Annotated in this window: 6 protein-coding genes; 4 read left to right on the forward strand and 2 right to left on the reverse strand. The window is 71.6% G+C overall.

Annotation, left to right across the window (positions count from 1 at the left end):
* Positions 1-163: 163 nt before the first annotated feature.
* Complete coding sequence (locus tag AC13HU_RS31285) at positions 164-433, forward strand: type II toxin-antitoxin system Phd/YefM family antitoxin (protein ID WP_483045350.1); 270 nt, start codon at positions 164-166, stop codon at positions 431-433.
* Positions 423-881 (forward strand): PIN domain-containing protein, encoded by a 459-nt coding sequence (locus AC13HU_RS31290; protein WP_483045351.1) that lies wholly within the window; start codon positions 423-425, stop codon positions 879-881. The genes AC13HU_RS31285 and AC13HU_RS31290 overlap by 11 nt, the downstream gene beginning before the upstream one ends.
* Positions 882-1,367: 486 nt before the next feature.
* On the opposite strand, the gene AC13HU_RS31295 is transcribed toward AC13HU_RS31290, so the two are convergent.
* Positions 1,368-3,149: an alkyl/aryl-sulfatase gene (locus tag AC13HU_RS31295; RefSeq protein ID WP_483045354.1), complete on the reverse strand. Its 1,782-nt coding sequence runs from the start codon at positions 3,147-3,149 to the stop codon at positions 1,368-1,370.
* 516 nt (positions 3,150-3,665) lie between these two features.
* Between AC13HU_RS31295 and AC13HU_RS31300 the strand changes: the two genes are divergently transcribed.
* Together AC13HU_RS31300 and AC13HU_RS31305 are read left to right on the forward strand one after the other, a co-directional pair.
* Positions 3,666-4,076 carry a YidH family protein gene (locus AC13HU_RS31300; RefSeq protein WP_483045352.1) on the forward strand — a complete coding sequence of 137 codons (411 nt, stop codon included), beginning with the start codon at positions 3,666-3,668 and terminating at the stop codon, positions 4,074-4,076.
* Positions 4,073-4,270: a hypothetical protein gene (locus tag AC13HU_RS31305; protein ID WP_483045353.1), complete on the forward strand. Its 198-nt coding sequence runs from the start codon at positions 4,073-4,075 to the stop codon at positions 4,268-4,270. Before AC13HU_RS31300 ends, AC13HU_RS31305 begins: the two co-directional genes overlap by 4 nt.
* Before the next feature lie 112 nt (positions 4,271-4,382).
* Here AC13HU_RS31305 and AC13HU_RS31310 read toward each other — a convergent pair whose 3' ends face one another.
* Positions 4,383-5,444 (reverse strand): acetylxylan esterase, encoded by a 1,062-nt coding sequence (locus AC13HU_RS31310; RefSeq protein WP_483045355.1) that lies wholly within the window; start codon positions 5,442-5,444, stop codon positions 4,383-4,385.
* Positions 5,445-5,448: the final 4 nt, after the last annotated feature.

Consider the following 5,448-nt stretch of genomic DNA (forward strand, 5'->3'; position numbering starts at 1 on the left):
CCCCCTCATCACGGACAGCGGCCGCGGCCGGCCGGTCCGGTCGGTCTTACGGCTGCGCGGAAGCGGACCGGGCGCTGCTGGACGGCGACACCATCCGCAGCCACGTCGCAGCGACTCCGTCGTGCCGTGGCACCCGGTGCTACCACGCGCTACCGTGGAGCACATGTCGGCGCAGCCCGAGATCACCCAGCGCGATCTGCGCAACCGGTCCAGAGAGATCATGGACGCCGTTCAGGGCGGCCAGTCCTTCACCGTCACCCGCGACGGTCACCAGATCGGGGAGCTGATCCCGCTGCGCCGCCGGCGGCGGTTCGTTCCGCGTGCGGAGTTCGCGGCCATGTCCCGTACAGCGTCGGACGTCTCGCTGGAGGCGTTCCGCGCCGACCAGGACGCCACGGCCGAGCAGGGGACGGACGACCCCTATGCCCGCTGAGTACGCCCAGGGCCTGCTCGACACCAACATCGTCATCCTGCGCAAGTGGCTCGACCCCGCGGAACTCCCCGCCGAGGTCGCGATCACCGCCATCACCCTGGCGGAACTGTCCGCCGGCCCCCACGAGGTGCGCAGGAACGAGGAACAGGACGACTACGACGAGCACGCGGAACGGGGCCGGCGCCTCGACATCCTGCAACGCGCCGAGAACGAGTTCGACCCGATCCCCTTCGACACCGAAGCCGCCCGCATCTACGGCAGGGTCTGCGCAGCTGTGATCGGTGCCGGACGCAAGCCGCGTCGCCGCGTCGCCGACCTCATGATCGCCGCCATCGCCATCGCCGAGGAACTCCCCCTCTTCACCACCAACCCCGACGACTACAAGGGCCTCGACGACCTCCTCACCGTCGTCCCCGTCACCCGACCCACCGTCCGCCACGACCGGTAGGGCTGAGCCGCCGCACCACATCCGCACCAACCCAGGCGGTATGGCTCGGGCACCTGCGGTCGTCGTCGGCAGCACGTTCGCGGTGCGCTGACACCAGTTCGCAGCCTCTGACCTGCGGCGAGCGCCCCAGGACACCCTGATTCCCAAGCTCAGAGCGCGGGTTCGATTCCCGTCATCCGCTCCATGAAGAAGCCCCAGGTCGAGACTTGGGGCTTTGTTGCCATCCAAACCAATGAGTGGGCCGCGTGCCATTGCCGTGCCGTCAGGCAGCGAATTCCGGCGCGCGAATGCATCCGACGACCGTGACCGACCGCCAGACGCCGAGGCACTCTCGAATAGCGAGACGCATTTCCGGTGAGGTACATCCTCATTCCTCCGTCTTCGGCTCGGCGTTGGAGTCACTGTCGTCGTCTGCCGCGTAGACGTGGACGAAACGGCCTTATGGTCCGCCTCGGCGAACAGGCCCACGTCCCGACCCGGGCAAGCTCAGGGGGTGACGATGGCGAAGTCGGGGTCGGGGTCGGTGAGGTGGCCCAGGAGTTCGGGCAACTTGCCCGCGTCGCCGGTGATCTTCACGCCGTCCTGTGCGGCCAGGTCCGCGGGGGCCGTGGCGCCGGCGAGCAGGGCGCGTAGGTCCGCCTCGGTGAGGGTGACCTCGACCTGCGGGTCGACCGCGGCGGACCCGGTGCCGGTGACGTGGGTGAGAACGCCGTTGCGCAGTCGCAGGGTGACGGGGTCCTGGCCCCTGATGTTCCAGCGCACGGCGATGTCCGCGTCCCAGCCGCGCGGGCCGTCCACGCGGATGGCGAGGGCGTCGAAGAGCTGGTCGAGAGTCAGCGCGGCCAGCATGTCGGGTGAGGTGGTCGTGATGGGGGTGCCGACCGAGCCGTCCCGCAGTTCCAGCGCGCCCATCAGGTAGAAGTTGCGCCAGGTTCCGTTCTCGCTGCCGTAGCCGAGCTGCTCCAGCGCGTCCGCCTGCAACTCGCGGGCGCCGACGTGGTCGGGGTCGGCGAACAGCACGTGGTTGACGACCTGGGCCACCCAGCGGAAGTCGCCGTCGGCGAAGGACTCCCGCGCCCGACGCACGACCTCGTCGGCGCCACCCATGAACTCCACGTACCGGCGGGCCGCCTCGACCGGGGGGTGCTCCCACAGGTGGGCCGGATTGCCGTCGAACCAGCCCAGGTAACGCTGGTAGATCGCCTTCGTGTTGTGGCTGACGGAGCCGTAGTAGCCGTGCGTGTGCCAGGCGCGCTCCAGCGCGGGCGGCATCTGCATCGCCTCGGCGATCTCCAGGGCGGTCAGGCCCTGGTTGAGCATGCGCAGCGTCTGGTCGTGCAGGTACGCGTACAGGTCGCGCTGCTCGGACAGGAAACGCGTCAGTTCCTCCCGGCCCCACACCGGCCAGTGGTGGGAGGCGAAAGCGACGTCCGAGGAGCCCGCGAACAGCGCGACCGCCTCGGTGAGGTAGGCCGCCCAGACGTGCGGGTCACGGACTTCGGCACCGCGCAAAGTGAGCAGGTTGTGCTGGTTGTGGGTGGCGTTCTCGGCCATGCACAGGGCAGAACGGTCCGGGAAGTGGATATTCAGCTCGGCCGGCGCCTCGGTGCCCGGAGTGAGCTGGAAGACCATCCGAATGCCGTCCACGGTCTCGGTCTGCCCGGTGGCGGTGATGTCGTGCGTCGGCGGGATCAGGGTGACCGCACCGGTCGACGTGGTCTGGCCCAGTCCCGCGCTGATCTGGCCGCGAGCGCCCTTGGGCAGGGCGGCGCCGTACATGTAGCCGGAGCGGCGGGACATGGCGGTGCCGGCGTAGACGTTCTCGCTGACCGCGTGCTCCAGGAAGCCCAGCGGGGCGAAGATCGGTACGCCGCCGGCGATGTCGTCGTCGGTGACGACTCCGCGCACCCCGCCGAAGTGGTCGGCGTGGCTGTGGGTGTACAGCACGGCGGTGACGGGGCGGTCGCCGCGGTGCTCCCGGTACAGGGCCAGGCCCGCGGCGGCGGTCTCCGCGGTCAGCAGCGGGTCGATGACGAGGATGCCGCGCTCGCCCTCGACCAGCGTCATGTTGGACAGGTCGAAGCCGCGGATCTGGTAGATGCCCTCGGTCACCTCGAACAGGCCGTGGTCGGCGCAGAGCCGACCCTGCCGCCACAGGCTCGGGTTCACGGTGTCCGGGCAGTCCCCGTCCAGGAATCCGTACGCGGTCAGGTCCCACACGGTGCGTCCGGTGCCGTCGGCGATCAGGTTGTCCCGCGCCGTGCCCATGAAGCCGCGCTTGGCGTTCTCCAGGTCCCGCGTGTCGTCGAAGGGCAGTTGCGCCGTGAGCTGATGGTTGGCGGTGGCGATCGTCGGCTGCGCGGGCTTGGGCTCGGTGTGCTCGGGCAACGTGGGCTCCCTGTGCTCGTGGCGGGCTGCGGCGGCCCAAGGGCCGGCACCGCTGTCCCGGCTCGTGGGCCGGCACGGCTGTCCCCACCCTCCCCCGCGCGTCCTCGGCCCACGATCGCGCGTACTCCATTCGAGGCCCCGACCCGGACGGGCCGATCACCCGTGTGGGTCCTCCGGGTCGCGGTGCCCGGGGGCTGCACGGAACGTGGAAGCGTTCCTACGACGGGAGGCGGCATGGCTCACCGAGCCGTCGCGGGGCCCGGCACAACGCGGCGATCATGATCACGGTTCTGGTCGTGCTGGGAGCCAAATACGTCGGCGACGCGATCAGCGGACCGACCCGGTGAACGCGAACGTCGATGAGCCGACCGTCCTGGCGACCGGGGGCGACCGCTGATGTCCGACAGCAAGGACCCCACCACTGGCTCCGGTCCGGGCGACGACGGCGAACCACCCGAGGGCGGCCCCTGGTGGGAGCAGGGCGAGGAACCCGACTACCGCGCCACGATGGCCAACGAGCGGACACTGCTGGCCTGGTCGCGTACGGCGCTGGCGTTCCTGGCCGCGTCCTTCGCCGTGGTCCGGCTGACCGGTATCACCCCGCGCGCACTGCGGCTGGCGCTGGGCGCCTACCTGATCGCCCTGTCGGGCGGCGTGACGGTCGCCGGATACGTCCAGTGGCGCGTCCGCCAGACCCGCATGCGTCGCCGGCAGCCGCTGGGACGCATGGTGAACCCGCCCCTGCTCATGGCTGCGCTGCTGGTACTCGCCGGTTTCGTCGTCGCGGTCGTCATCGTCACGTCATGAGGAGCGCCGAGCCGGAGAGCCGGGAGCGGAAGACACCCCTGCGGGCACTTCGCGGCAGGGAAGGCGCGGCTGTCCACGGTGACGTGCTCGGCGCGAGCCACCGCCTCGGCGTCCCCGTACTGGACACCCTCGACGAGCTGCGAGCCGCCCCCGACCGTCAGGGCGGCGGCGGCCCCGCGGCGTTGCCCCGGTAGTGGGCCGTGCCGTCCGTCACCGTCGTCCCCGTCACCCGACCCACCGTCCGCCACGACCGGTAGTACACCCGCACCGCACTACGTCCGCGCCACGCACGGCGGTAGGGCTCGGTCAACCACGGGCACCGACGGCACCGTCCGGATCGGACGGCAGGGGTGGGGCGGGCCGGGCGAAGAAGTCGCGCATGGCGGTGTGCAGCCGGTCCTGGACGGCCTGGTTGTCGGGGTGGTCGGGCCAGTGGCCGAACGGCATGACGTGCAACTCCTTCGGCCCGGCGAGGCAGTTGAAGACCGCGAACTGGCCGGGCGGCGGCACGGACGGGTCCAGGAGCGCCGCGGCGACGTGCACCGGGATGCGCAGACGGCGGGCGGCCGCGGCCGCGTCGAAGTAGGCGAGGACTTCCAGCACCGACGGGTCCGCCAGCCATCGCTCACGGACGTGCGCGCCGCTGCCCCGGCACTCCAGGCCGACCCGCAGGGGATGGTCGCCGAAGCTGGGCACGGTCAACTGCCCGGTGGCGAAACGCTCGTCCCACGGCAGCGCGAGCGCGCCGATGCCGCCGCCGAAGCTGGTGCCCTGGAAGTCCAGCCGCAGGCCGCGGACGGACGGGACCAGGTCGTGCAGCGCGGTCACCGCGCACCACACGTCGGCGGCGCACCCGCCGTGCACGTAGGTCTCGCGCGAAGCGATGCCGTTCAGGACGTGCGGGGAGGTGACGGCGGGCAGTTCGCTGAGTGCGGGCAGTCCCCGCAGGCACGGCTGGATCGATGCCGCGCCGGCCATCGGCAGCCGGGGGTCCGGCGCCGCCCGCCCGCCGTAGCCATGGGTGATCACCGCGGCGCGGCACGGCTCGCCCGTCGCGGGCACGGTGAGCCAGCCGCCCAGCCGCACCCCGCCGAGGCTGGTGTAGCTGATGCGGTACGCCGCCACGGCGGCGTGGTCGGCATGGTGCTCGTCGAGGGCGGCTTCCTGCCACCCGTCGGGCAGTCGTTCTTCGATCCGCGCGTCGACCCGGACGTCCCGGGCCCGCCGGTACAGGTCGCGCCAGAACGCGTCGAAGTCGTCCGGCTCGTGCGCGGGGCCGGGAACGGCGCGGAGCGCGGCGAGGTCGTGGCCGTAGGTCGGGTCGAAGGGAAACGGGTGCGGGTGGGGAGGTGCGACAGGGCGCGCCATGGAC

The sequence above is a fragment of the Streptomyces sp. NH27 genome, assembly GCF_056859195.1.

Bases quoted from the DNA above. Each gene is read 5' to 3' on its own strand.
- AC13HU_RS31285 (WP_483045350.1), top strand. From the start codon at position 164: ATGTCGGCGCAGCCCGAGATCACCCAGCGCGATCTGCGCAACCGGTCC.
- AC13HU_RS31290 (WP_483045351.1), top strand. From the start codon at position 423: ATGCCCGCTGAGTACGCCCAGGGCCTGCTCGACACCAACATCGTCATC.
- AC13HU_RS31295 (WP_483045354.1), bottom strand. From the start codon at position 3,149: ATGGGCACGGCGCGGGACAACCTGATCGCCGACGGCACCGGACGCACC.
- AC13HU_RS31300 (WP_483045352.1), top strand. From the start codon at position 3,666: ATGTCCGACAGCAAGGACCCCACCACTGGCTCCGGTCCGGGCGACGAC.
- AC13HU_RS31305 (WP_483045353.1), top strand. From the start codon at position 4,073: ATGAGGAGCGCCGAGCCGGAGAGCCGGGAGCGGAAGACACCCCTGCGG.
- AC13HU_RS31310 (WP_483045355.1), bottom strand. From the start codon at position 5,444: ATGGCGCGCCCTGTCGCACCTCCCCACCCGCACCCGTTTCCCTTCGAC.